At 73.2% G+C, this 24,219-nt stretch carries 25 protein-coding genes; 16 read left to right on the top strand and 9 right to left on the bottom strand.

The annotated features are described in order from the left end of the window. Positions 1-223 precede the first annotated feature (223 nt). Together ACXJKA_RS05855 and trpD are read left to right on the top strand one after the other, a co-directional pair. A complete protein-coding gene (locus ACXJKA_RS05855) occupies positions 224-661 on the top strand; it encodes a hypothetical protein (protein ID WP_456824240.1) in 438 nt (145 codons plus the stop codon). Further along, positions 658-1,725 carry an anthranilate phosphoribosyltransferase gene (gene trpD / locus ACXJKA_RS05860; protein ID WP_456824241.1) on the top strand — a complete coding sequence of 356 codons (1,068 nt, stop codon included), beginning with the start codon at positions 658-660 and terminating at the stop codon, positions 1,723-1,725. Before ACXJKA_RS05855 ends, trpD begins: the two co-directional genes overlap by 4 nt. 23 nt (positions 1,726-1,748) lie before the next feature. On the opposite strand, the gene ACXJKA_RS05865 is transcribed toward trpD, so the two are convergent. Both ACXJKA_RS05865 and ACXJKA_RS05870 read right to left on the bottom strand, forming a co-directional pair. Continuing rightward, entirely contained in the window at positions 1,749-2,030 is a 282-nt protein-coding gene (locus ACXJKA_RS05865) for an Lrp/AsnC family transcriptional regulator (protein WP_456824242.1), read from the bottom strand. Positions 2,031-2,038: 8 nt separating this feature from the next. After that, entirely contained in the window at positions 2,039-3,952 is a 1,914-nt protein-coding gene (locus ACXJKA_RS05870) for a DEDD exonuclease domain-containing protein (RefSeq protein WP_456824243.1), read from the bottom strand. Between the two features lie 199 nt (positions 3,953-4,151). On the opposite strand from ACXJKA_RS05870, the gene ACXJKA_RS05875 reads away from it, so the two are divergent. Together ACXJKA_RS05875 and ACXJKA_RS05880 are read left to right on the top strand one after the other, a co-directional pair. Further along, complete coding sequence (locus ACXJKA_RS05875; RefSeq protein WP_456824244.1) at positions 4,152-5,411, top strand: NYN domain-containing protein; 1,260 nt, start codon at positions 4,152-4,154, stop codon at positions 5,409-5,411. Positions 5,412-5,456: 45 nt separating this feature from the next. Further along, positions 5,457-5,678 carry a hypothetical protein gene (locus ACXJKA_RS05880; protein WP_456824245.1) on the top strand — a complete coding sequence of 74 codons (222 nt, stop codon included), beginning with the start codon at positions 5,457-5,459 and terminating at the stop codon, positions 5,676-5,678. A 4-nt stretch (positions 5,679-5,682) separates the two neighbouring features. Here the strand turns inward: ACXJKA_RS05880 and ACXJKA_RS05885 are convergent, their stop codons facing one another. Continuing rightward, positions 5,683-7,497, bottom strand: coding sequence for an AMP-dependent synthetase/ligase (locus ACXJKA_RS05885; RefSeq protein WP_456824246.1), 1,815 nt, complete (start codon positions 7,495-7,497; stop codon positions 5,683-5,685). A 209-nt stretch (positions 7,498-7,706) separates the two neighbouring features. On the opposite strand from ACXJKA_RS05885, the gene ACXJKA_RS05890 reads away from it, so the two are divergent. Next, on the top strand, positions 7,707-8,654 hold the full coding sequence (locus ACXJKA_RS05890; protein ID WP_456824247.1) for an ROK family glucokinase: 948 nt from the start codon (positions 7,707-7,709) through the stop codon (positions 8,652-8,654). Between the two features lie 30 nt (positions 8,655-8,684). Here ACXJKA_RS05890 and ACXJKA_RS05895 read toward each other — a convergent pair whose 3' ends face one another. After that, entirely contained in the window at positions 8,685-9,290 is a 606-nt protein-coding gene (locus ACXJKA_RS05895; RefSeq protein ID WP_456824248.1) for a hypothetical protein, read from the bottom strand. A 149-nt stretch (positions 9,291-9,439) separates the two neighbouring features. Between ACXJKA_RS05895 and ACXJKA_RS05900 the strand changes: the two genes are divergently transcribed. From ACXJKA_RS05900 to ACXJKA_RS05910, 3 genes are all read left to right on the top strand, one after another. Further along, positions 9,440-10,225 carry a lysophospholipid acyltransferase family protein gene (locus tag ACXJKA_RS05900; protein WP_456824346.1) on the top strand — a complete coding sequence of 262 codons (786 nt, stop codon included), beginning with the start codon at positions 9,440-9,442 and terminating at the stop codon, positions 10,223-10,225. 78 nt (positions 10,226-10,303) lie between these two features. After that, positions 10,304-11,524, top strand: a complete 1,221-nt coding sequence (locus tag ACXJKA_RS05905) for a pyrophosphate--fructose-6-phosphate 1-phosphotransferase (RefSeq protein ID WP_456824249.1) — start codon at positions 10,304-10,306, stop codon at positions 11,522-11,524. After that, positions 11,521-12,873, top strand: a complete 1,353-nt coding sequence (locus ACXJKA_RS05910) for a class II 3-deoxy-7-phosphoheptulonate synthase (protein WP_456824250.1) — start codon at positions 11,521-11,523, stop codon at positions 12,871-12,873. The genes ACXJKA_RS05905 and ACXJKA_RS05910 overlap by 4 nt, the downstream gene beginning before the upstream one ends. 49 nt (positions 12,874-12,922) lie before the next feature. Here ACXJKA_RS05910 and pknB read toward each other — a convergent pair whose 3' ends face one another. Beyond that, positions 12,923-14,956 carry a Stk1 family PASTA domain-containing Ser/Thr kinase gene (pknB, locus tag ACXJKA_RS05915; protein WP_456824251.1) on the bottom strand — a complete coding sequence of 678 codons (2,034 nt, stop codon included), beginning with the start codon at positions 14,954-14,956 and terminating at the stop codon, positions 12,923-12,925. Positions 14,957-15,004: 48 nt separating this feature from the next. After that, the gene (locus ACXJKA_RS05920) at positions 15,005-16,174 is read right to left on the bottom strand and encodes a LysM peptidoglycan-binding domain-containing protein (protein ID WP_456824252.1); all 1,170 of its coding nucleotides are present in this window, start codon (positions 16,172-16,174) and stop codon (positions 15,005-15,007) included. A 140-nt stretch (positions 16,175-16,314) separates the two neighbouring features. On the opposite strand from ACXJKA_RS05920, the gene ACXJKA_RS05925 reads away from it, so the two are divergent. Beyond that, on the top strand, positions 16,315-16,728 hold the full coding sequence (locus ACXJKA_RS05925) for an Rv2175c family DNA-binding protein (protein WP_456824253.1): 414 nt from the start codon (positions 16,315-16,317) through the stop codon (positions 16,726-16,728). Positions 16,729-16,752: 24 nt separating this feature from the next. Here the strand turns inward: ACXJKA_RS05925 and ACXJKA_RS05930 are convergent, their stop codons facing one another. Both ACXJKA_RS05930 and ACXJKA_RS05935 read right to left on the bottom strand, forming a co-directional pair. Further along, positions 16,753-17,874 carry a polyprenyl synthetase family protein gene (locus ACXJKA_RS05930; RefSeq protein ID WP_456824254.1) on the bottom strand — a complete coding sequence of 374 codons (1,122 nt, stop codon included), beginning with the start codon at positions 17,872-17,874 and terminating at the stop codon, positions 16,753-16,755. A gap of 9 nt (positions 17,875-17,883) precedes the next feature. Then, positions 17,884-18,435: a hypothetical protein gene (locus ACXJKA_RS05935; RefSeq protein ID WP_456824255.1), complete on the bottom strand. Its 552-nt coding sequence runs from the start codon at positions 18,433-18,435 to the stop codon at positions 17,884-17,886. A gap of 144 nt (positions 18,436-18,579) precedes the next feature. On the opposite strand from ACXJKA_RS05935, the gene ACXJKA_RS05940 reads away from it, so the two are divergent. The 7 genes from ACXJKA_RS05940 (at position 18,580) to ACXJKA_RS05970 (ending at position 23,812) form a co-directional block, all read left to right on the top strand. Next, a complete protein-coding gene (locus ACXJKA_RS05940) occupies positions 18,580-19,683 on the top strand; it encodes a DUF4192 domain-containing protein (protein WP_456824256.1) in 1,104 nt (367 codons plus the stop codon). A gap of 96 nt (positions 19,684-19,779) precedes the next feature. Continuing rightward, positions 19,780-20,175, top strand: coding sequence for a universal stress protein (locus ACXJKA_RS05945; RefSeq protein WP_456824257.1), 396 nt, complete (start codon positions 19,780-19,782; stop codon positions 20,173-20,175). Positions 20,176-20,402: 227 nt separating this feature from the next. Then, the gene (locus ACXJKA_RS05950; RefSeq protein WP_456824258.1) at positions 20,403-21,989 is read left to right on the top strand and encodes an RNA polymerase sigma factor; all 1,587 of its coding nucleotides are present in this window, start codon (positions 20,403-20,405) and stop codon (positions 21,987-21,989) included. A gap of 357 nt (positions 21,990-22,346) precedes the next feature. After that, positions 22,347-22,706, top strand: coding sequence for a VOC family protein (locus tag ACXJKA_RS05955; protein WP_456824259.1), 360 nt, complete (start codon positions 22,347-22,349; stop codon positions 22,704-22,706). Beyond that, on the top strand, positions 22,703-23,056 hold the full coding sequence (locus ACXJKA_RS05960; protein WP_456824260.1) for an ArsR/SmtB family transcription factor: 354 nt from the start codon (positions 22,703-22,705) through the stop codon (positions 23,054-23,056). Before ACXJKA_RS05955 ends, ACXJKA_RS05960 begins: the two co-directional genes overlap by 4 nt. Further along, positions 23,043-23,537: an SRPBCC domain-containing protein gene (locus ACXJKA_RS05965; protein WP_456824261.1), complete on the top strand. Its 495-nt coding sequence runs from the start codon at positions 23,043-23,045 to the stop codon at positions 23,535-23,537. Before ACXJKA_RS05960 ends, ACXJKA_RS05965 begins: the two co-directional genes overlap by 14 nt. Next, the gene (locus ACXJKA_RS05970) at positions 23,534-23,812 is read left to right on the top strand and encodes a YciI family protein (RefSeq protein ID WP_456824262.1); all 279 of its coding nucleotides are present in this window, start codon (positions 23,534-23,536) and stop codon (positions 23,810-23,812) included. The genes ACXJKA_RS05965 and ACXJKA_RS05970 overlap by 4 nt, the downstream gene beginning before the upstream one ends. A gap of 60 nt (positions 23,813-23,872) precedes the next feature. Here ACXJKA_RS05970 and ACXJKA_RS05975 read toward each other — a convergent pair whose 3' ends face one another. Next, positions 23,873-24,127, bottom strand: coding sequence for a DUF7455 domain-containing protein (locus ACXJKA_RS05975; protein ID WP_456824263.1), 255 nt, complete (start codon positions 24,125-24,127; stop codon positions 23,873-23,875). Positions 24,128-24,219 lie beyond the last annotated feature (92 nt).

The following is a 24,219-nucleotide window of genomic DNA, read 5'->3' on the forward strand; positions in this document are numbered from 1 at the left end:
TGATCTGGGGCCTCGCGCGCGAGGTAGCGGCCGGGAATCATGCGGATCTGGCCCCGCCGAGCGGGCGGTCGACACGGTGCGCGCGGGTCGCATCGTGCGGCGCGTCGCGGGCCGCGTGCTATGCGTCCGGGCGACCCGAGAGCGGGCCTCCCCGCCGACGCGGGACGAGCCGTGCCAAGATGCCCTCGGACGTCACGTCGACGACGAGTGAGGAACCCTCTCCATGAGCTCCACGAGCACGGCGCAGCCCGATCACGCAGCCGCGACCCCCGGCCCCCGCATCCTTCTGTACAGCGACGACGTCGACGCGCGGGCGCAGGTGCGGCTCGCCGTCGGGCGTCGGCTCCGGCGGGGCGCGGGCGACATCGAGTGGGTCGAGGTCGCGACCGCCGCGGCGGTCATCGCGACGACGGAGGCCGGCGGGCTCGACCTGCTGATCCTCGACGGCGAGGCGGACAAGGTCGGCGGCCTGGGGCTCGCGCGCCAGCTCAAGGACGAGATCTACCGCTGCCCCCCGACGCTGGTCCTCACGGGCCGGCCGCAGGACGCCTGGCTGGCGTCCTGGTCGAACGCCGACGGCGTGGTCAGCCGCCCGCTCGACCCCGTCGAGGTGCACGCGGCCGTCGCGGCACTCGTCGAGGCGCAGGCCGTCACCCGATGACCGAGGTGGCCGCTGGGTCGAGCCCGGCCAGCTGGCCCGATCTCTTCACCACACTCACCGCCCGGCGCGACCTCTCGCCCGAGCAGACCTCGTGGGCGATGGCCGAGATCATGAGCGGCGCGGCCTCGACCCCCAAGGTCGCCGCGTTCCTCGTCGGCCTGAAGACCAAGGGCGAGTCCGTCGCCGAGCTCACGGCCCTGGCCGACACGATGCTCGCGCACGCCGTCCGCATCGAGGTGCCCGGCCGGACGCTCGACATCGTCGGCACGGGCGGCGACCGCTCGCACACCGTCAACATCTCGACCATGTCCGCCCTGGTCATCGCCGGGGCCGGCATCACCGTGGTCAAGCACGGCAACCGGGCTGCCTCGTCGTCCTCCGGGTCCGCGGACGTGCTGGAGGAGCTCGGGATCCGGCTCGACCACCCGCCCGCCCGTGTCGCCGAGCTGGCCACCGAGGTCGGCATCACCTTCTGCTTCGCGCAGGTGTTCCACCCGTCCTTCCGGCACACCGCGGCCGCCCGCACCGAGCTGGGCATCGGCACCGCGTTCAACTTCCTCGGCCCGCTCACCAACCCCGCGCAGCCGCGCTCGGGTGCGATCGGGGTCGCCGACCCCCGCATGGCTCCGCTCATGGCCGGCGTGCTTGCCCAGCGGGGCTCCAGCGCGCTCGTGTTCCGCGGCGAGGACGGGCTCGACGAGATCGCCCCGACCGGTCCGACGCGCATCTGGGAGGTCCGCGACGGCGGTGTCACCGAGTCGGTCGTCGACTGGGAGGCCGAGCTCGACGTCGCGCGCATCGACCTCGCGTCGCTGCGTGGCGCCAAGGCGGACTACAACGCCGACGTCGCTCGCCGGCTCCTCGCCGGCGAGGCCGGGGCGGTGCGCGAGACCGTGGTGCTCAACACGGCAGCCGCGCTCGTCGCCGACGGGACGTTGGCCGGGACCGCCGACGGCACGCTCGTCGAGCGCCTGGCCGCCGGTCGCGAGCACGCCCGGCAGTCGCTGGACAGCGGGGCTGCGGCCGACGTGCTGGAGCGGTGGCGGGCGGCGAGCAGCGCGTAGGGGGCTGGTCGCTGCGCTGCAGGTCAGTCCTCCAGCCCCAGGGCGAACGCTTGCTCCAGGTCGTGCTGCGAGTACGTGCGGAAGGCGATGTAGGTCTGGGTGCGGATGACGCCCTCGATCTTGCTCACTTTGTCCGCGATGACGTCTGCCAGGTCGTCGTGCTCGCGCACCCGGACCAGGGCGATGAGGTCGACCTCTCCGGTCACGGAGTAGACCTCGCTGACGCCCGGGATGTCGGCGATCGCGGCGGCGACCTCCGGGATCCTCGCGGCGTCCGAGTCGATCAGCACGATGGCGGTCAGCATGCTCGTCATCATGCCGTGCGGGGCGGTCGGATGCTGATCGGGATGACCCGCGCGTCGTCCAGCTCGAGGGTCACAGGTCGCGCCTCGGCGATGTCCAGCTCCCGCTCGCCCGGGGAGGCGGGGACCAGCTGGAGGAGCTGGCCGCCCGCGAGGGCGATGCGCGGCCTGACCAGGGTCGCGACGGCCGTGGCGGGGTCGCCGAGCGCCTCCGCCGAGCGCACCGGGCAGGCCCAGGGGCGGTCGACCGCGACGAGCCGAACGCCGGGCTTCTCGAGCCAGGCCAGGATCAGGTCGGTCTCCTCGGGGTGCGCCGCCGGGGCGGGGGCGACGGGCGCCTCCACCTGCTCGCCCGTGGCCTGGAGCGTCTCGATGGCGGGCCGGGGGTCGGTCCGGCGGTCGACGCGCGCGGTGCCGGCGAGCCGGCCGTAGCGCACCAGCACGAGCTCCCACCCGCCGTCGTCGGAACGCCTGGCGGCGACGAGCTCCGCGCAGGCGGCGAGCGGCGCGAACTTCTGCGCGCGGCTGGCGCCGCGCAGGAAGCCGCCGAGCCGGTCCCGGACCGTACCGGCCTCCTCGAACCGCTCCTGCGCCACCAGCCACCCGATCCGGTCGGCGTGCGCCTCGACCACCGGGGTCGCGTCCGCGAGCATCGCGCTGCGGACGCGCCCGACCACGTCGGCGTAGTCGGCCACGCCCTGGTGCCCGGTGCAGGGGGCACCGCACTTGCCCATCTCCGCGAGCACGCAGGCCGACGCACCCGTCGGCGCGACGAGCGGGAGCCGGCGGGCGCACTGCCGGATGGGGAACGTCTCGTGCAGCGCGTCGACGGCCAGCTGGGCGGTCGACGCCGACGAGAACGGCCCGATGTACGTCGCGCCGTCCTCGTCCTTGACCTCGCGCACCACCGACAGGCGCGGGTACGGCTCGGACGTGAGCCGGACCCACGGCATGCGTTCGGGGAATCGGGACCGGCGGTTGTACCTGGGGGAGTGCGCGGCGATGAGGCGGAGCTCCCGCACGCGGGCCTCGAGCGGTGTCGCGCACGGGATCGGGTCGACGCGCTGCGCCACGCGCACCATCTCGATCATCCGGCTGCGCTTCTCGGCCGAGGTGAAGTACGACCGGACGCGCTGCCGCAGCGAGGTGGTCGAGGTGCCGACGTACAGGACCTCGTCGCCGGGGCCGCGGAACAGGTACACGCCCGGTCCGTCCGGCAACCCGTCGGCGAGGGTGCGCTTGCGCCGCACGTCGCCCGGCACGGGGTCGGTGGCCGTCGCCAGGTCTTCGAGGTGCGTGATGCCCAGGGGGGCCATGCGGGACAGCAGGGCGTGCAGGACGTCCACCGTGGCCTGCGCGTCGGACAGCGCCCGGTGGTTCGGCGTCACGGTCGCGTGGAAGAGAGCGGCCAGCGTCGAGAGCTTGTGGTTCGGCGCCTCGTCCTTGGTGACCACGCGGCGCGCGAGCCGGACGGTGTCCACGACCTTGTTGCCTGGCCAGGCGTGGCCGGTCCGGGCGGCCGCGGCCTTGAGGAACCCGATGTCGAACGGGGCGTTGTGCGCGACGAGCACGGCGCCCCGGGAGAACTCCAGGAAGCTGGGCAGTACCTGCTCGATGGGCGGGGCGCCGATGAGCATCGTGGTGGTGATGCCCGTAAGCACCTGGATGAACGGCGGGACGGGCCCGCCCGGGTCCACGAGCGTCTGGAACTCGCCGAGCACCTCGCCGCCGCGCACCTTGACCGCGCCGATCTCGGTGATCGCCGAGTCGGCAGGCGTGCCGCCCGTGGTCTCGAGGTCCACGACGACGAACACGACGTCCGACAACGGGGTCCCCAGGTCGTCCAGGCTCGGCTGCACCGGGCGTGCCGCGGGGTTGGGGATGGCGTCCGCCCAGACGGGGCGCAAGCGGCGGACGGGCGACATGACCCGGACGTTACCTACGCCCACCGACACGCCCCGGCTCCTCGCCCGGTGCGTCGCACCCTGCTCAGGCCGCGAGCGGGTGGATGACCCGGCGGTCACCCGCTCGCCCGGGCCCGTCGGGCCGCGTCACGCGGTCGGGCCGCCTAGGGTGCTGGGCATGCGCAGCGCGGACCGGACAGCGGAAGGGACAGGAGTCGACGTGGTCGACGTTCCGACCCCGCTGCGGGCCGCGCTCGTGCAGGTCGCCGCGGACGCGCTGGGTGCGGCCGAAGCGGCCGAGGTCCCCGCGTCGTTGCGCGCCGTGCACCGCTTCGCCCCCCGACGGCGGGCCACGGCGGGCGCCGGGCCGCTCTGGGCCGCCCTGCAGGACGACGCCTTCCGTGCCCGGGTCGCGCGGGTGTGGGCGCAGGCGAACCCCGAGCTGGCGGCCGAGGTCGGGCCCGACATGCAGGGGCCCGCCGACGCTTCGCTGGCGGCGGCCGTCGGTGCCTGGCTGCTGAGGTCGTCGAGGTGGCGCGAGCTGCTCCCCCCGCAGGAGGCGGCCGCCGACCCCGACGCCGCGCAGCTGCGTGCCCGCCTGGAGCGCACCCAGGCCGAGGTCGAGCGGTCACGCGCCGACGCGGCCGCGGCCCGCGAAGAGGCCCGCGCGGCGCAGGACCAGCTCGGCGCGTTGCAGCGGGAGCTGCGTCGGCTGCGGTCGGACGCCGACCGCGCGCGCAGCGAGGGGCGCCGCGCGACCGAGGAGGCCCGCGCGGTGCACGATGCGGCCGAGCTCGCGCGCGTCCGGGCCGACGACGACCTCCGGCAGGCGCTCGAGGAGCGGCGCGCGTCCCAGGCCGAGCGCACGGCGGCGCGTGCCGAGCTCCGCGCCGCCCGCAAGCTGGCCGACGTGCGCGTCCGGCTGCTGCTGGACACGATCGTCGACGCCGCGAGCGGGCTCCGGTCGGAGCTCGCCCTGCCGCCTGTCGCGGACCGGCCCGCGGACCTGGTGGGGCCGACGGCGACCCCGGACGTGGTCCGGCGCGGCTCGCGCGGCCGGTCGGTCGACGACCCGGCCCTGCTGGACGAGCTTCTCCGCCAGCCGTGGGCGCACCTGCTCGTCGACGGCTACAACGTCTCCAAGTCCGGCTTCGGCGAGCTCTCGCTGGCCGAGCAGCGACGGCGGCTGGTCGACGGCCTGGCCGGGGTCGCCGCCCGCACGGGCGCCGAGATCACGTGCTGCTTCGACGGGAAGGAAGGCCAGCAGGGTCCTCCCGGTGGGTACGCGCGCGGGGTGCGGGTGCTGTTCGCGGTGGGGGAGATCGCCGACGACCTCATCCGGCGGCTCGTGCACGCCGAGCCGCCCGGGCGCGTGGTGGTCGTGGTGACCAGCGACCAGGAGGTCGTGCGCGACGTCGAGGCGGACGGCGCCTGGGTGGTGCCGTCGAGCACGCTCGTCGCGCGGCTCCAGCACCTCTGAGGCCGGCCGGTCGCCCTGTCAGTGGGCCCCGCTAGCGTCCGCGACATGATCATCGACTGCGACACCTGCACCCAGCGTGCGACAGCGTGCGCGGACTGCGTCGTGACCTTCCTGACCATCCCCGTGCGTGCCCCGGCCCCGGTCGCCGTGCCGGTCGGGGAGACGACGACAGGGGCGGTCGAGCTCGACGCCGCGGAGCAGCACGCCATCGGCGTGCTCGCGGCGTCGGGTCTCGTCCCGCCCCTGCGCCTGGTGCGCGCGGTGTGAGCCGTCAGTCGCGCGCGGGGCCGTCGTACAGCGCGTCGACCTCGCCCGCGAACGCCTTGAGCACCTCGTTGCGGCGGATGCTGAGCTTCGGCGTGAGGTAGCCGTTGGCGATCGTGAGGTCCGTGTCGAGGATCCGGTACTTGCGGACGGACTCTGCCCGCGACACCGCCTTGTTGGCCTTCTCGACCGCCTTGTCCAGCGACGCGAGGACGTCCGGGTCCGTGGCGGCCTCGGCGAGCGTCATCTCGGGCTTGCCGTGGGCCGCCAGCCACCCGGGAACGCCCTCGGGGTCGAGCGTCACCAGGGCGCCGATGAACGGGCGCTGGTCGCCGACCACGACCACCTGGCTGATCAGCGGGTGCGCACGGAGACGGTCTTCCAGCACGGCGGGCGCGACGTTCTTGCCGCCGGCGGTGACGATGATCTCCTTCTTGCGCCCGGTGATCCGCAGGTAGCCCTCGTCGTCGAGGGAGCCGAGGTCACCGGTGCGGAACCAGCCGTCGTGCATCGACTCCGCCGTGGCGGCGTCGTTGTTGTGGTAGCCGCGGAACACCTGGATGCCCTTGACCTCGATCTCGCCGTCCTCGGCGATGCGGACCCCGCTGCCGGGCAGGGGGAGCCCGACGCTGCCGATCTTGGTGCCGCGACCCGGGCGGTTGACCGTGGCCGGCGCCGTCGTCTCGGTCAGGCCGTAGCCCTCGAGCACGTTGAGGCCCAGACCGCGGTAGAAGTGACCCAGGCGCTCACCGAGGGGTGCGCCGCCCGAGATGGCCCAGCGCGCCTGACCGCCGAGCGCGTTGCGCAGGCGGTGCAGCACGAGGACGTCCGCCACCTTGTGCTGCAGGCGCAGCCACGGGCTGGGGCCGCGCGGGTTGTCGAGCGCGCGCGAGTAGACGATCGACGTCTTGGCGGCCCGCTGGAAGATCGAGCCCTTGCCCGACGCGGCGGCCTTCTGCTCGGCCGAGTTGTAGACCTTCTCGAAGACGCGGGGGACGGCGAGGATGAACGTCGGCCGGAACGACGCGAGGTCCTCGAGCAGGGTCACGGTGCTGGGGCTGTGGCCCAGGACGGCGCCGGCCGGGACGCAGAGCACCTCGATGAACCGGGCGAACACGTGCGCGAGCGGCATGAACAGGAGCGTCCGCGCGCCGGGCTCGCTGACCACCTCGTTGAGGTCGGCGACCGCGTTGACGGTGAGCTCGTAGAAGTTGCCGTGCGTGAGCTCGACGCCCTTGGGCCGACCCGTGGTTCCCGACGTGTAGATGATGGTCGCGACGTCCGAGAGCACCGCGAGCCCCCGGCGGCGCGTGATCTCGGCGTCGGGCGTCGACGCCCCGCCGGCCACGATCGCGTCGACGGCGCCGTCGTCCAGGACGAGGACCTCGCGCAGGTGCGGCGCGTCCGCACGGACCTCGTCGACGACCGCCGCGTGCGCGGCAGTCTCGACCACGAGCACCGAGACGTCGGCGTCGGTGAGGATCCACAGGACCTGCTCGGCCGAGGACGTCTCGTACAGCGGGACCGGCACGGCGCCGGCGGCCCAGACCGCCCAGTCCAGCAGCGACCACTCGTAGCGGGTGCGGGACATGATGCCGACGCGGTCGCCCGGCTGGATGCCGCGGGCGACCAGGCCCTTGGCCACGGCGACGATCTCGGCGTCGAACTCGCGCGCCGTCAGCGGGATCCAGGGGCCGTCCTGCTGCGTCTTGTGCTCGACGACGACGCGGTCGGGTGTCCCGGTGACACGCTCGGCGAGCAGGTCGTTGAGGTTGTTCGAGGGGTCGACCTCGAGACGCAACGGGGTGTGGAACTCGTCCATGCTGGCTCCAGTGACAGAGGGGCGAAGTGTGCCCCGAGGATACGGGACGCGCGGTGCCACCCAGGCAGCGCCCGAATGGGTACGCTCTGCGGCGGACCGGGTGCGGCGTCGCCGCTACGTGACGTCACGGGCGCGCGCGGCCGGATAGCGTGGGAGCCCGCACCGGACGGTAGCGAGCACGGTACGAGCGCGTAGGAGCACACACGAACATGCACGCCATCGGTGTGGACATCGGCGGGACGAAGATCGCGGCGGGTGTCGTCGACGAGGACGGCACGATCCTCGCCAAGACGCGTCGTGACACCGCGCCCGACGACGTCGCCGGTATCGACAAGGCCATCGCCGAGGTCTACCAGGAGCTGAGCGGCTCCTACGAGATCAACGCGATGGGCGTCGCCGCGGCCGGGTTCGTCTCCGCCGACCGGTCCTCCGTGCTCTTCGCGCCGAACATCGCGTGGCGCGACTACCCGCTGCGCCAGAAGGTCCAGGCGATCCTCGGCGACGACGACGTGAAGATCGTCGTGGAGAACGACGCCAACGCGGCCGGCTGGGCCGAGTTCCGGTTCGGTGCTGCGCGCGACGTCGACGACATGCTCATGCTCACCGTCGGCACGGGTCTCGGCGGCGCGATCGTCTCCAACGGTGAGCTCGTGCGCGGCGCCTGGGGCGTCGCGGCCGAGGTCGGGCACATGCGCGTGGTGCCCGGCGGCCACTACTGCGGGTGCGGTCACGAGGGGTGCTGGGAGCAGTACGCGTCGGGCAGCGCGCTGGTGCGCGACGCCCAGGCGACAGTGATCATCCAGCCCGAGCGCGCGGCCCGCCTGCTCCAGCTCGCGGGCGGCGACGTCGACAAGCTCACCGGCCCGCAGGTCACCCAGGCCGCCCAGGAGGGCGACCCGCTCGCCGTCGAGCTGCTCACGGAGCTAGGCCGTTGGCTGGGGGAGGGTGCCGCGTCGGCGACCGCCCTGCTGGACCCGGCGCTCATCGTCATCGGTGGCGGCGTCGCGGACGCCGGCGACCTCCTCCTCGCGCCGGCCCGCAACGGCTTCGCGGAGCAGCTCTCCGGTCGTGGGCACCGACCGGAGGCGACGATCGTCGTCGCGTCGATGGGCAACGACGCGGGCATGGTCGGTGCGGCCGACCTCGCGCGCATCTGACGGCGTGCCGGTCACGTCCGGCCGGGTCGGTCAGACGACGGCGCCGGTGTCGTGGTCGTCGGGGTCTCGACGGTGGGGCATCCGCCACACGAGAACCGCGATCCCGATGACGAACACCACGGCCGCGGCCTGCACGAGCGCGGCCGGGGCGTCCCGCCAGGCGACGAGCACCACGAGCAGGAAGATCGGCATGCCCGCCGCGGCGAACCACGCCATGGTGAGCAGCGGGTCACCGCCGAGGACCGGGCCGGGATCGGGCGGCACGAAGTGCGCCTCGGAGTCGACCGCGGCCTCCGCGTCGTCGTACTGCGACGTGCCGTCCCAGTCTCGTCCGCTGCGCTCCGGCGCCGGTGTGGTCGGTTCCTGGGCCGGGCGCACCACCCGACGCTCTGCCACCCACGGGGCCACGGGGAACGTCAGCCCGGTGCTGGGCGCCGTCGGTTCCGGCTCCGCGGGCTCCGGCGGGTCGTCCGTCCCGTCGTACCCGTCGAGCTCGCTCAGCTGGGCGACGATCGCCGCCCAGGCCTCGTCATCCGTGGGGGCCGCGTGATCGGGCACCTCGTCGGGCGTCGGCGGCGGGACGTCCGCGCCCGCCGGCGGGACGCCGTCGTCGGGGTCGTCGGGGCGAGGTGCCATAGGAGCACTCTAGAGTCGGACCGAGCAGTCGGGGTGGCACGTGCTCGGCCCGCCTGCCGCAGGGGGTCGTCGGGGTACGAGCACAGGGGCTCGGGTGGACGGACAGTCCGTGTGTCGGGTCGAGAGGTGAACCGTTGTTCTACTGGTTGATGAAGCGGATCTTCGTCGGTCCGCTGCTGCACCTGGTCTACCGGCCGTGGGTGCGGGGCGCGGAGAACGTGCCCGAGGAGGGCGCCGCGATCTTGGCGAGCAACCACCTCGCCGTGATCGACTCGTTCTTCCTGCCCCTGGTCCTCGACCGTGAGCTCGTGTTCATCGGCAAGCAGGAGTACTTCACGGGCTCGGGCATCAAGGGCCGGCTCACCGCGGGCTTCATGCGGGGCGTCGGCACGATCCCCGTCGACCGTGGCGGCGGCAAGGCGAGCGAGGCCGCGCTCCGCACCGGCTTGCGCCGGTTGGCCGACGGCGACCTGTTCGGCATCTACCCCGAGGGCACCCGCAGCCCCGACGGTCGCCTCTACCGCGGCAAGACGGGCATCGCGCGCCTCGCGCTCGAGTCCGGCGCCCCCGTGATCCCGGTCGCGATGGTGGGCACCGACGAGGCGCAGCCCCCCGGCCGGCGGATCCCGAAGGTCATGCGCATCGGCGTCCTCATCGGTGAGCCGCTCGACTTCAGCCGGTACCAGGGCATGGAGAACGACCGGTTCATCCTGCGGTCCGTCACCGACGAGATCATGTACGCCGTGATGAGCCTGTCCGGCCAGGAGTACGTGGACGTCTACGCGGCGACCCAGAAGGCGCGCATCGCGACCGGCCACCCGGCCGTCGCCGGCGACGCGGCCGACCACCTGCCCGCGGCTCCCGGCGGCCGTCCCGTGCCGGACGTCCAGGTTCCGGTCCCGCCCGAGGGCGAGTCGGAGACGTCAGTAGGATGACGCGGTCGGCCTGAGCGCCGACTTGGGGGCGCGCCGTCGCAACGTGCGCGCCGAGGGTGTCAACGAGAGGTGTTTCTCATGTCGGTTCGTCGCGTCGCCCTCCTCACCGCAGGTGGCTTCGCCCCGTGCCTGTCGTCCGCCGTCGGCGGGCTCATCGAGCGGTACACGGAGATCGCTCCCGACATCGAGATCATCGCGTACGAGCACGGCTACTACGGGCTGCTGCGTGGCGACAAGATCGTCATCGACGACGAGACGCGCGCGAAGGCCGGCATCCTGCACAAGTTCGGCGGCTCGCCCATCGGCAACTCGCGCGTCAAGCTCACCAACGCGGCCGACTGCGTGAAGCGCGGGCTGGTGAAGGAGGGCGAGGACCCGCTGCAGGTGGCGGCCGAGCGCCTCAAGGCCGACGGCGTCGACGTGCTGCACACCATCGGTGGCGACGACACGAACACGACGGCGGCCGACCTCGCGGCGTACCTGCACGACAACGGGTACGAGCTGACGGTCGTGGGGCTGCCCAAGACCATCGACAACGACGTGGTGCCCATCAAGCAGTCGCTGGGCGCCTGGACCGCCGCCGAGGAGGCCGCCGGCTTCGCCGCGAACATCATCGGCGAGCACCGCTCTGGCCCCCGCATGCTCATCGTGCACGAGGTCATGGGTCGGCACTGCGGGTGGCTCACCGCCGCCGCAGCGGCCGACTACCGCAAGTGGCTCGACACCCAGGAGTGGGTGCCGGGCATCGGCCTCACGCGCGAGCGCTGGGACATCCACGCCGTGTTCCTGCCCGAGCTCGCGCTGGACATCGACGCCGAGGCTGCGCGCCTCAAGCAGGTCATGGACGCGCAGGGCAACGTCAACATCTTCCTGTCCGAGGGCGCCGGCATGCACGAGATCGTCGAGCAGCTCGAGTCGTCCGGCACCGAGGTGCTGCGCGACGCGTTCGGCCACGTGCGGCTCGACACGATCAACCCGGGTCAGTGGTTCGCCAAGCAGTTCGCCGAGAAGCTGGGCGCCGAGAAGGTCATGGTGCAGAAGTCCGGCTACTACTCGCGCGCCGCGGCCGCGAACGCCGAGGACCTGCGGCTCATCAAGTCGATGACCGACCTGGCCGTCGAGTGCGCGCTGCGTGGCGAGTCCGGCGTCATCGGGCACGACGAGGAGCAGGACGACGTGCTGCGCGCCATCGAGTTCCCGCGCATCGCGGGCGGCAAGGCGTTCGACGTCTCGCAGCCCTGGTTCGGCGCGCTGCTCGAGGACATCGGCCAGCCCCTCGTCCCCGCGAGCCACTCATGAGCGTCGAGCCGGACCCGCAGGTCGTCGCGGGGCTGGACGCCTGGCGTTCGATGTCCGCGGTCCAGCAGCCGCGCTGGCCGGACGCGACCGCCCTCGAGGCCGTCACGACGCGCCTGTCCACGCTGCCGCCGCTGGTGTTCGCCGGCGAGGCGGACCACCTGCGTGCCCAGCTCGCCGCTGCCGGGCGGGGCGAGGCGTTCCTGCTCCAGGGCGGCGACTGCGCCGAGACGTTCGGCGAGGCGACGGCCGACAACATCCGCAACAAGATTAAGACGATCCTGCAGATGGCGGTCGTGCTGACCTATGGCGCCAGCCTGCCCGTCATCAAGATGGGCCGGATGGCCGGCCAGTACGCCAAGCCGCGCTCGTCCGACAGCGAGACGCGCGACGGGGTCACCCTGCCGGCGTTCCGCGGGGACATCATCAACGGCTACGAGTTCACGCCCGAGGCCCGCACGCCGGACCCGCAGCGCCTGCTCGAGGCGTACCACACGTCCGCGTCGACCCTGAACCTCATCCGCGCGTTCACCACGGGCGGCTTCGCCTCGCTGCTGCGTGTGCACGAGTGGAACCGCGGCTTCATGGCGAACCCCGCGTACTCCCGCTACGAGGAGATCGCGGCCGAGATCGACCGCGCCATCCGCTTCATGGCGGCCTGCGGCGCGGACTTCGACGCGCTGCGGTCGGTCGACTTCTTCGCGAGCCACGAGGGCCTGCTCCTCGACTACGAGCGGCCGCTGACCCGCATCGACTCGCGGACCGGCCTGCCGTACGACTGCTCCGGACACTTCGTCTGGATCGGTGAGCGCACCCGGCAGCTCGACGGCGCGCACGTGGACTACTTCTCGCGCGTGCAGAACCCGCTCGGCATCAAGCTGGGGCCGACGACGACGGGCGACGACGCGCTCGCGCTCATCGACAAGCTGAACCCGCAGGGCGAGGCCGGGCGCATCACCTTCATCACGCGCATGGGTGCCGGCAAGGTCCGCGACCTGTTGCCCGCGCTCGTCGAGAAGGTGACCGCCGACGGGCGACCCGTGACCTGGGTCTGCGACCCGATGCACGGCAACGGGATCACGTCCGCGTCCGGGTACAAGACGCGCCGGTTCTCGGACGTCATGGACGAGGTGGCCGGCTTCTTCGAGGTGCACCGCGGCCTGGGCACCGTCCCCGGCGGCCTGCACATCGAGCTCACCGGAGACGACGTCACCGAGGTGCTCGGCGGCACCGAGGAGATCGACGACGAGGGCCTGGCGCGGCGCTACGAGACCCTCGTGGACCCGCGGCTCAACCACCAGCAGTCACTGGAGATGGCCTTCCAGGTGGTGGAGCTGCTCCGCGCGTCCTGACGTCGCTGACCACGCCCCGGCCCGCCCCGTGCGGTCCGGGGCGTCGTCATCACCAGATGGTGACGACGACGGTGGAGCCCTTCGGTGCCTGCGACCCCGCCGCGGTGTCCTGGAAGCGGACCCGGTCGAGGATGCCGCCCAGGTACTTCTGCGCCTTGTAGATCAGCCCCGCGGCCTCGATGGCCTCCTTGGCGCCGGCGCCGTTCTTGCCGACGACGTCGGGCACGGTGACCAGCTCGGGGCCCTTGCTGACGGTGACCTTGATGACGTCGCCGCGGTGCCCCTCGGCGTTGGCCGCGGGGTCCTGGGCGATGATCAGCCCCTTGGCCACGTTGTCGTCGAACGCCTCCGTGGGTTCGAGCGTGAGCGCGTCCGGGCCGAGCTGTTCCGTGGCGTCCTCGAGGGTGGCACCGACGACGGACGTGATCGTCACGGGCGCACGACCGCTGGAGACCGTGAGGACGATCACGGCGTGGCGGAGGGTCTGCGCGCCCGGCTCGGCCGGGGAGCCGTCCGGGAGGGTCGCGCTGATGACCTTGCCGTTCTCGACGGTGTCGCTGAAGGCCGGGTCGGTGTACTCCGTCTCGAGGTCGGCAGCCTTCAGTGAGGCCTCCGCAGCGGCCTGCATCTCGCCGACCACACCGGCCGGGACCTGGACGTAGTCCGGGCCCTTGGAGATCGTGAACGTGACCGTGCCGTCCTTGCGGATGCGCTCGCCCTGGCCGGGGTCGGCCTTGAACACCTCGCCGACCGGTGCGGTGCCGTCGAACTCGGAGACCGGTGACGCGCCGAGGCCCGCGTTGCCGAGGATCTGTGTCGCCTGCGCCTCGTCCTGACCGAGGATCGTCGGGACGGTCGTGAACGCGCCAGGGCCCATCTGCAGGTACCACCACGCGGCGCCGCCGATCAGGGTGGCGAGGAGCGCGAGCAGGATGATCCAGCGCGCGCGGTGACGGCGCGGCGGCGCAGCCGGTGGGCCGCCCCGCAGCTCCGCCGCGCTGACGCCGAGGCCGATCGGCAGCGCGACGGTGGAACCGCGGCCGTCGCCGGTCTCGAGGAGCGTGGTCTCGTCCTGGTCGGGATCGGTCGCCGGCACGGCGAGGTCGTCCGCCTCGAGGTCCTCCTCCGACTCGGTCGGCTCGGCGTCCAGGTCCGTCTCGGCCGGGTCGGTGGCCGCGGGAAGGACGATGGAGGGTGCGACGTCGGCGTGGCGGGCGAGCGTTTCCTCGTCGAGCGCGGCGCGCGTGCGGCGCAGGAGCGCGAGCGCGGCTGCGGCGTCGACGGGGCGGTCGTCGGGGTCCCGCGCGGCGAGCGCCCGCACGGCGTCGTCGATCTCGATGGGGATCCAGTCGGCGAGCTCCGACGGTGCCGGCACGTCGTTGTTGACGTGCTGGAACGCGACCTGGATGGGCGTCTCGCCCGTGAAGGGCTGGCGGCCCGTGAGCATCTCGAAGAGCAGGATCCCGCAGGCATAGACGTCGGTGCGGGCGTCGCTGACCCCGCGGACCACGAGCTCCGGGGCCAGGTAGGCGACCGTGCCGAGCACCGTGCCGGTCGTGGTGGAGGTGACCTCGGTGACCGCGCGCGCGAGCCCGAAGTCGGCCAGCTTGACCCGGCCGTCGGTGGCCAGCAGGACGTTCTCGGGCTTGATGTCCCGGTGCACCAGGCCGACGCGGTGGGCCGCCGCGAGCGCGTCGAGCACGCTCTCGCCGATCCGCAGCGCGTCCCCGACGGTCAGCGCGCCGCGCTCGCCGATGTGCCGGCGCAGGTTGGCGCCGTCGATGTACTCCATCGTCAGGTAGCTGGTCTCGCCGTCGACGCCCTGGTCGTAGACGCCGACGAGCCCGGGGTGCGTGAGCCGGGCGGCGGTGCGGGCCTCGCGCCGGAAGCGGGCGACGAAGTCCGATCCGGACGTCCCCTCCGCCAGGTGGGCGTGCATGACCTTCAGCGCGACGTCCCGGTCGAGACGCCGGTCGACCGCCAGGTACACGGTCGCCATGCCGCCGCGGGCGATGCGGGACACGACCTCGTACCGGCTGTCGACCAGGCGGCCGACGAGCGGATCGGTGACGGTGGCTCCCACGCCAGGGAGTCTACGGTCGGCAGTGCTGCACGGCCCGCAGGCGCGACCTCAGTGGAAGCGCGTCATGTGGGTCTGGACGTTGGCGACATATCGCCGGGTGTCCGCGAACATGCCGTTCCGCTGCACCGACGTCGCGCCCTGGTAGTACCCGGCGATCGCGGTCGGCAGGTCGGGGGCGTTCGACACGAGCGCGCGCAGGATGGCGACGCCCGCCGTCACGTTGTCGTCGGGGTCGACCAGGTTGAGCCGGCGCCCGACGAGGTCCGAGGCCCACGAGCCCGAGCTCGGGATGACCTGCATGGTGCCGATGGCGTTCGCGGGGGAGACGACGGCGTGGTTGAAACCCGACTCCTGGAACGCGATCGCCTGTGCGAGCGCCGGGTCGACGCCCATCGCCCGTGCCGTCGCGGTGATCTTGGCCTGCATGGTCGCCTTCGACGGCACGCCCGAGGCGCGCAGCGTCGCCAGGTTGGCGTTGGCGGCGGCCACCACGGCCTCGGAGTACGTGCGGCCCTCGAACGTGTTGCCGACGGCCGCGGGGGCCGCGACCGGGACCGGGATCGCGAGCGTCTGACCGATCCGGATCATTGCGCGGGAGTCCAGACCGTTCGCGGCGACGATCGCGGCGACGGTGGTGCCCTTCGCGGCGGCGATCCCGATGACGGTGTCGCCCGAGCGGACCGTGTAGGCGATCGAGCTGGTGGACTGCGCGGGTGCCGCCGCGGCCGCGGCGGGTGCCGGTGCGGCGGCCGGTGCCGAGCCGCCGGGGATCGTCAGGGTCTGGCCGATGCGGATCAGGGCGCGCGAGTCGAGTCCGTTGGCGGCGACGATCGCCGGCACGGACGTGCCGAGCCTCGCGGCGATGCGGCCGACGGTGTCGCCCGACACGACGGTGTACGAGCTCGCGGCGGGGGCGGACGCCGGAGCCGGCGCGGCGGCCGGTGCCGCGGACGACGCCGAGGGGATGGTGAGCACCTGGCCGATCCGGATGCGGGCGGCGTTGCCCAGGGCGTTGGCGCGCGCGATCGCGGCGACGGTGGTCCCGCTCCGGAGGGCGATGTGGCTGACCGTGTCGCCGGAACGGACGGTGTAGCTGTCGTCGGCGTGCGCGGCGCCCCCGCTCGTGGTCACGGCGACGGCGGCGAGCGCCAGGGTCGCGCCGGTCCCGGTGGCGACGCGGCGCAGCCCGTCGGTGCGGGCGGTGGCGTGCTGCGGCATGGTGACCTCTGGTGCGAAAGTGAACGGATGGGGCCTGTGTGACTGGTGTGACAGAATGCGAACGTAGCCGAATACCTCTGGTGTGGAAAGCGCGCGGGGGAATTGCGCCGGTGTAATTCCCGATTGCGTACTCTTGTCGGGTGAACGATTCCTCAGATGCCCTCGACCGACTGGTCGACGAGTGGCTCACGGTCCCGGATGTCGCCGAACGGATCGGCCTCGACGCGTCGAAGGTCCGCCGCATCGTGCAGGAGCGTCGGCTCGTCGGCACCCGTCGGGGCGACCCGCGAGTGTTCTCGATCCCCGCGGCGTTCCTGGTGCCGGGCCACCTGGCCAACCCCGCTCAGCCGACCCATCCCGTCGCCGACCAGCCGTGGACCGTCCTCGCATCCCTGCAGGGCACGTTGACGGTGCTGTCGGACGCCGGGTTCTCCGACGAGGCCGCCATCGAGTGGCTCTTCACGCCGGACGCCTCCTTGCCGGGGACACCGATCGACGCGCTGCGCGCGGGCCGCAAGACCGAGATCCGTCGACTGGCCGCCGCCGAGCTCTGAGAGACGGTCGACCCGCCCGCTGGCTCAGGCGTGGCGGTCGACCGCGGCGTGCGCCAGGCCGATCAGCTGCGCGCGCGCCGGATCCGGCCACGGCGCGCCGTCCATCAGCGCGAAAGCGCGGCCGGCGAGGTCGTCGATGAGCGCCTCGACCTCGTCGGGCGCGCCCGTGCCCCGGATCGCGTCGGCGAGGACGGCGACGTCGGACTCCGTGAGTGAGCGGTCGCCGAGGCGGTCGCGCAGCAGCTTCACGGTGGCGTCGTCGGAGCGCCCGCGGGCCCCGGCGACCGCCCGCGCGGTGAGCACGGTCCGCTTCCCCTCGCGCAGGTCGTCCCCGGCCGGCTTGCCGGTGGTCGCCGGGTCACCGAACACCCCGAGCAGGTCGTCGCGGAGCTGGAACGCCTCGCCCAGCGGCAGGCCGAGCGACCGGCAGCTCTCGAGCTCCGCCTCGCCCGCGTCGGCGAGCGCCGCGCCGAGGACGATCGGGTGCTCGACGCTGTAGCGCGCGGCCTTGGCGCGGATGACCTCGCGGGCGCGCGCCTCGTCGCTCGCCGGATCGTCGCCCCACGGCAGGGCCTGTGCCAGGACGTCGAGGTACTGCCCCACGGTGACCTCGGTCCGCATGAGGTCGAACACGACCCGAGCACGCTCGGCGCGGGCGAGCGGCTGCAGCGCGAGGGCGCCCGCGAACTCCTGCTCGCTGGCGATGAGCGTGAGGTCGCCGAGCAGGATGGCGGCGGACATGCCGAACCGGTCGGCATCCCCGGTCAGCCCGTGGCGGGCGTGCAGGCCGGCGAACGCGCGGTGCGCGGCGGGAAAGCCGCGCCGGGTGTCGGAGTCGTCCATCACGTCGTCGTGGAAGAGCGCCGCGGCCTGGAAGAGCTCCAGCGCCGCCCCGACGCGCAGCACGGCATCGGCCTCCTGCGTCCCCGGCACGCCGCCGTGCGCCCGCCACGACCAGTAGCAGAAGGCCGCGCGCAGGCGCTTGCCGCCCGTGAGGATCTGGGCGACGGCGTCGGCGAGCACGTCCGCGTCGTCGCTCGCCGCGGCGAGCACGGTGCGCAGCTGAGCGACGTGGCTGGTCAGCAGCGCGTCGATGCGGGGTCGGACGTCCTCGACGTCGACGAGGGCGGGGGTCGCGGCGCTCACGCGGGCAGCCTACGGCGCCGCTGCTCGCACCCGCCCGCCGAGCGTCAGGGTGCGCTCGTCGTCCCGGTCGAGGATGCCGACGACGAGGAGCTCGGAGCCGTCGCCGCGCGAGAACGTCGACTGCGCGGCGAGGCCGGGTTCCGGTGCGGGCGGCGTGGCCTCGGCGAACCCGGCGACGATCAGCGGCGCCCGGACGGCGGCGAGCAGGCCCGCGGCGTCCTGGCCCGTCCGCAGGTTGAGGCTGATCTCCGTGAGGTCCGTGCCCTCGACCGGTTCCGCCGAGGACACGAGCACCACCGCACCGTCGGGCACCGGCACCAGCGCGGCGGGGAACCCGGGGGCCAGCTCGCCGACGGCCGAGTGCGTGCTGTCGTCGTCGGTCAGCAGCGTCTCGGTCGGCGTCGGGGCCGGGGTGGCGAGGGCGACCGCGCTGCCCGAGGGCGTCTCCCGGCCGGGCTCGCTGGTCGTGCACGCAGCGGCCGACGCGCCGACGACGAGTGCGACGACGACGGCGGCGACGCCGGATCGGGCGCGCGCGCGGGAGGGCGCTGGGCGAGGCATCGGGTCAGGTTAGCCGTCCGGCGCAGCGCCTCGAGCCGACCACATGCCCCGCGGCCGGCCCTCCCGTGCACAGAACCGAGGGTGCACGTCCCGGGCGCTACGCCGGTCGGGTGGGCTGACGCCATGCAGACGACGACGCTCCGGGTGAGCGAACCTCAGGAGATCCTCGCGCTCGTGCCGCACCGGCTCGGCTTCCGGCCGCGGGACAGCGCCGTCGTGGTGAGCCTTCGACCACCACGAGGCGTGGTGGGGCTGGTCGTCCGCGTCGACCTGCCGCACCTCGCGGACAGCACCGACGGGCCGGCGCTGGCACGCGCGCTCGTCTCGGTCCTCGACCGGGATGCCGCGGGTCACGCCATCCTCGTCATCTACGCCGACCGGGACCCGCGCGGTGAGGACGGTGCTGCCCAGCGCGCCGCGCGCCACTTTCGCGAGGCCGCGGCGGCGCCGTTCGGCGAGGTCCTCGTCTGGGTCGTGACACCGGAGGGCTATCTCGCCCTCGACTGCTCGGACGACTGCTGCCCGCCCGGTGGACGGCCCCTGCGTGACCTCGACGCGACTCAGGTCGGCGCCACGCTCGTGCTCGCCGGCTCGGCCGTCGCCGACTCGAGGGAGGACATCGCCCGGATCCGTCCCGTGCACGGCGAGGTCCGCCGGTCGGTCGCCCGGGTGCGGCGCCGCTGGGAGCGGCGCAGGGCCGACGCGCTCGTCGCCGGGCCGGACGAGGTCACGCGCTGGCGGCAGGACTCGCTCGTCGCCTGGCGGACTGCCGTGGCCCTGGTGACGGCTGACGGGCCCGGGTCCGGTGGCGCACCGTGGGGCCGCCTGGAGGCAGGCCTCGCCGACACGCGGGTGCGCGACGGCGTCCTGGTGACCCTCGTCCCCGGGACGCGGGACCTCGCCGAGCGGTGCGTCCGGGGTCAGGGGCCGTCGCCGGAGCTCGACGCCGAGCTCGGGGGCGCCATGTCCCTGATCATCGACCCGCGCCGCGGCGTGGTTCCTCCGGAACGGGCGACCGCGGTCCACGAGGCGGTCCTCGAGGCCGTGGTCGCTCGCGGGCGCGCCGGAGCCCAGGCGCCGGCCCTGACTCTGCTGGCGCTGCTCGCGTGGTGGCGCGGGGACGGCGCGCGCGCTCGCGTGCTGGTCGACGGGTCCCTCGACGCCGAGCCCGACTACCGGCTGGCCGAGCTGCTCGACGACGCGCTGCGGGCCGCGATCCCGCCCGGTTGGGTCCGCCACGTCGACTGACCTGCGACGAGATCCCCCCGGTGCGCTCGTCGCGGCCCCCGCCCTCCGGTAGCGTCACGGTCACGGCGGCGTTGCCGCGGGACGAGGGGAGGACCGATGGGCATCGTGGTCGGCTATCTGGCCACTCCGGAAGGTCGGGCGGCCCTCGAGGCGGCGATCAAGGAGGCGCGGCAGCGTGACGTCCGGGTAGTGGTCGTCGTGAGCGCGCGACCCGACGAGCCGGAGGAGCAGCGACGTGCGGTCGAGGAGGAGCTCGACCGGGTCCGTGGGAACCTCGCCTCGGCGGGGGTGGACCACGAGGTCCGGCTGCTGAGCGGCGGAGACGTCGCGGACGACCTCATCGCGACGGCGGAGGAGGTCGGTGCGCAGCTGGTCGTCCTGGGCCTGCGCCGGCGGAGCCCGGTGGGCAAGCTGATCCTCGGCGCGAACGCGCAGCGTGTGCTCTTCGACGCCCCGTGCCCGGTGCTCACGGTCAAGCCTGGTCCCGCCTGACGGCCCTCCACGTCTGCATGATGGTCGCTGCAGTCTCGTCGTGCGGCCGTTCGAGCGCGCGGGAATCTCTGGTCCCTCCCGTTCGTTGAGCACGAGGACCCCCTGAGAGCCGTCCCTGACGGGCATGTCGTCGTGCCCATGATCGCGCCGAGCGGTCCACGGGGTCGTTACAATGTCTATCTACCTCCCGGCCCCGTTCCGGGTGTCGCGCTGCCGAAAGGTCGTTCGTGTCGTCCCAGACCCCGCATCCCGCTCTTCCGCGTGAGTTCGAGCACCCTGCTCTCCAGGACCTCGTCCTGCGTGGGCGCACCCACGGCACCGTGGGCGCCGAGGAGCTGCGCACCGCGTGCGAGCAGGCAGACGTGCAGGACGCCAAGCGTCTGCGCGCCGTGGTCCGTGGGCTCGCGACCGCCGGCATCGGCGTGCGTGAGCCGGCCGCCGCCGCCGCACCCGCTCGCGCCGTCGCCGCCGCCGTCACCCGCTCATCGGCCAAGGCCGTCGCGAGCGCCGACGAGGCGCCGGCGGCACCCGCCAAGGCCCCGCGCGCCGCGGCAGCCAAGACGACCGCTGCCAAGACGACGGCCGCCGCCAAGCCCGCCGCGGCGAAGACTGCCGTCGCGAAGACGGCCGCCGCCAAGAAGGCCGGCGCCACGGCCGCCGGAGCAGAGCCCGCCGAGGACGAGGTCGTCGAGGGCGAGGAGATCGACATCGAGGCGATCGAGGAGGTCGTCGTCGAGGCCGTCGAGGTTGTCGAGGACACCGCAGCGGACGCCGACGACGACGACTCCGAGGACGGCGACGAGAAGAAGCCGGCGGCCAAGGAGGAGGAGTCCGAGGACAGCGGCTTCGTCTACTCCGACGCGGACGACGACGACGCTCCGGCGCAGCAGGTCGTCACGGCCGGCGCCACCGCGGACCCCGTCAAGGACTACCTCAAGCAGATCGGCAAGGTCGCGCTGCTGAACGCCGAGCAGGAGGTGGACCTCGCCAAGCGGATCGAGGCCGGCCTGTTCGCCGAGGAGCGGCTGAACGCGGGCATCACGATGGAGCCCAAGATCAAGCGCGAGCTCGAGTGGATCGCGAACGACGGTCGTCGGGCCAAGAACCACCTGCTCGAGGCCAACCTGCGCCTCGTCGTCTCCCTGGCCAAGCGCTACACGGGCCGCGGCATGCTGTTCCTGGACCTGATCCAGGAGGGCAACCTCGGTCTGATCCGCGCCGTCGAGAAGTTCGACTACACCAAGGGCTACAAGTTCTCGACGTACGCGACGTGGTGGATCCGTCAGGCCATCACGCGCGCCATGGCCGACCAGGCCCGCACCATCCGCATCCCGGTGCACATGGTCGAGGTCATCAACAAGCTCGCCCGCGTCCAGCGGCAGATGCTCCAGGACCTGGGCCGCGAGCCCACGCCCGAGGAACTCGCCAAGGAGCTCGACATGACCCCCGAGAAGGTCGTCGAGGTCCAGAAGTACGGTCGCGAGCCCATCTCGCTGCACACGCCGCTCGGTGAGGACGGCGACAGCGAGTTCGGCGACCTCATCGAGGACTCCGAGGCCGTCGTGCCCGCGGACGCCGTGAGCTTCACGCTCCTGCAGGAGCAGCTGCACCAGGTACTCGACACGCTCTCGGAGCGCGAGGCGGGCGTGGTGTCGATGCGGTTCGGCCTGACGGACGGGCAGCCCAAGACGCTCGACGAGATCGGCAAGGTCTACGGGGTCACGCGCGAGCGGATCCGGCAGATCGAGTCGAAGACCATGTCGAAGCTGCGCCACCCGTCGCGCTCGCAGGTCCTGCGCGACTACCTGGACTGACAGGCACCACGAAGGCCCGGACCGGAAGGTCCGGGCCTTCGTCGTACCCGCGTCCGCGAGGTGTTCACCCACGCCCCAGGAGCCGTACCTGCGTGCGATCTTCGGCTTCATCGGCACCACCGACGTCGAGTTCGTGAGCGCGCAGCCGACGGACGCGTCCCCGACCCTGCGCGAGGCGGCCCTGGCGGGTGCGGTCGACCGGGCCCGTGCGCTGGCGATGCGCGCCGACTGGGCGGGCTCACGTCCGACCGGGTCGAGACGCTGCGGGCGGCCTCGTAGAAACAATCCGTAAGTATTGACTAACGGTTAGTCGCGGCTGACGATAGGAGGGTCAGTCCGACCGACCGGAGGTGGATCATGGGCAGTCCCGTCATGTGGTTCGAGATCACGAGCAAGGATCCCGACCGTGCGCGCACGTTCTACACGCAGCTGTTCGGCTGGACGGGGGAGGCGCCGCCCGAGCTCGGCGGGTACACGCTCATCGACACGGGCGCGCCCGCCGAGACGGTCGGTGGCGGCATCGGCGCCGCGGACCCGGACGGCCTCCCGCCGGGGATCCTGCTGTACGTCCGGGTCGAGGACCTCGGTGCGACCCTGGCCAGGGCGGAGGAGCTGGGCGGATCGACGCTGACGCCGCCGACCGAGCTCCCCGCGGACAACGGAAGCATCGCGGTGCTCGCCGACCCGGAGGGGCATGCGGTAGGACTGTGGGCGTGAGCCAGACAGACACGGTCCTGCGCGCGCTCGCCGAGCCGCGGCGCCGCGAGATGCTCACGCTGCTGGCCCACGACGAGCTCCCCGTGGGCCGGCTCGCGGAGGCCTTCGACGTGACCCGCTCCGCCGTGAGCCAGCACCTCAAGGTGCTCGAGGACGCGGGACTCGTGACGCGCCGCAGCGCGGGCACGCGCAACTTCTACCGGTCGCGGCCCGAGGGGCTGGCCGGGCTGCGGTCCTATCTCGACGAGACGTGGGCGGCGTCGCTCGACGTGGCGCGGCGGCTCGTCGAGGTCGAGGTCGGCGTCCTCGACCCCGACGGTACCGAGAGAGACGACCGTGCGACGGCCTGAGCTCGCCCTCGCCGCCCCGCCGGTGCACCAGGCCACGACGGTGCGCGCCGACGTGGCCAGGACCTTCGACGTCTTCGTCCGCGAGATCGGGGTCTGGTGGCCGGTCGAGCCGTTCTCCTCCGGCGGCGACCGGGTGCGGGACGTGACGATGGAGCAGCGCCTCGGGGGGAGCGTCGTCGAGACCTGGGACGACGGGACCACGCGCGAATGGGGCCGGCTCGTCGCGTGGGACCCGCCGCACGGCTTCACCATGTCGTGGTTGCTCACCCCCGAGCCGACGGAGGTCGAGCTGAGCTTCCGGGCCCTCGGCGCCGCGCTCACCCGCGTCTCGGTGGAGCACCGGGGGTGGGAACGGATGACCGAGGAGCAGCTCGGCGGCGCGTGCGCGCTGCCGGAGGGGTACCGCGGCGGCTCCTACGTGCGCGGCTGGGGCATGATCTTCGACCGGCTGGTCGCGCACGTCGACGCGGGGTCGTCGTGAGCGAGGTCAAGTACGTCGTCCTCTACGAGTCCGGACCCGAAGTACTCTCGCTGGCTCCCGTGCACATGGAGGCCCACACGGCGCATTACCTGGACTTCGCCACGCGGGGTCTGCTCACGGCGATCGGCACGTTCGAGCGGCCCGAGGCGAACGGGTCGATGTGCGTGCTGGTCAGCCGCGAGGCCGCGGAGCAGTTCGCCGCGACGGACCCGTTCGTCGTCAACGGCGTGGTGCGGTCGTACCGCGTGCTCGCCTGGAAGGACGTGCTGGCCTGACGGACGAGGCCCGGACCATCAGGTCCGGGCCTCTTCGCCGTCGTGGGTGGTGCCGTGGCGTCAGCTCGCGGCGCCCGCACCTGCTCCGTGCTCGGCCAGCAGGCGGTCGGTCTCGTCCTGCACGTGGGTCGCCAGCTCGGCGAACTTCGGCGCGTGCTCGCGCGCGTGGTGCGCGCAGAAGAGGAGCTCTCCCACCGGGAGGACAACTCGGACATAGGCCTGTGCGCCGCAGCGGTCGCAGCGGTCGGCCGCGGTCAGTGGATGCGTCATGGTCCCGGTCACGAATACATAGAACCATCCCGGCCGCGGATCCATCGCACCCGGAGAGGGTGGTTCGCTCACCGCGTAGCGGACTGTAACCGGCCCGCAACACGGCCGTTGCCGGCGGCATGGTGCCGCCGGGCTGT

This window comes from Cellulomonas sp. P5_E12, from assembly GCF_054049315.1.